At 75.1% G+C, this 715-nt stretch carries 1 pseudogene; it reads left to right on the top strand.

Annotated features, from left to right (window positions below):
• Positions 1-567: pseudogene (locus Mterra_RS21585) on the top strand (AMP-binding protein); the annotation flags it as partial.
• Positions 568-715: the final 148 nt, after the last annotated feature.

Raw genomic sequence — 715 nt, 5'->3', positions numbered from 1 at the left:
CACCACGATCTCGCCGGGCTCCCGGTGCCGCAGGTGCGGCTGCGGGTGCTCCCCGACCGCTTCGGCGAGCCGCTGCCCTACGCCTGCGAGGCCGAGCTCCTGGCCGGCGCCCTGCCGCCCGGGGAGCCCGGCGAGATCGTGGTGAGCGGGGGCCACGTGCTGGGGGGTTACCTGGGGGGCGTGGGCGACGCCGAGACCAAGTGGCGCGACCCGGCCACCGGCACCGTCTGGCACCGCACCGGCGACGCGGGCTACTTCGACGCGCAGGGCCGGCTGTGGCTGCTGGGCCGCTGCTCGGCCCGCGCGGGCGACCTCTACCCCTTCGCCGTGGAGGTGGCGGCCCAGTTCTTCCCCGGCGTGGAGCGCGCGGCCCTGGCGGGCTGCGGGGAGCGGCGGGTGCTGTTCGTGGAGTGGCGCGGCACGCCCGACGCGGCGGGCTTGGCGGGGGCGCTCGAGTGGGCGGGGTTGCACGAGGTGCGCCCGGTCGCGCGGATCCCGCTGGACTCGAGGCTCGGCACCAAGGTGGACTATCCGAAGCTGCGGGGGATGTGCCGGGAACGCCGGTAGCCGGGCGCACAGCGAAGGTCGTGCGGCGTACGTCCTACGTCGTGCGCCAGACGCCAAACGCAAAACGCCAAACGCAAAACGCCTTGTCACCCCCCTTAACAAGGGGGGCTGGGGGGGATACCCCCTCCCCGCACGCGGGGAGGGAAGG

Source organism: Calidithermus terrae (assembly GCF_003574345.1).
GTDB lineage: Bacteria > Deinococcota > Deinococci > Deinococcales > Thermaceae > Calidithermus > Calidithermus chliarophilus.
Note: the sequence above shows the minus strand (reverse complement) of the source record. Positions and strands in the feature narration are given on the sequence as shown.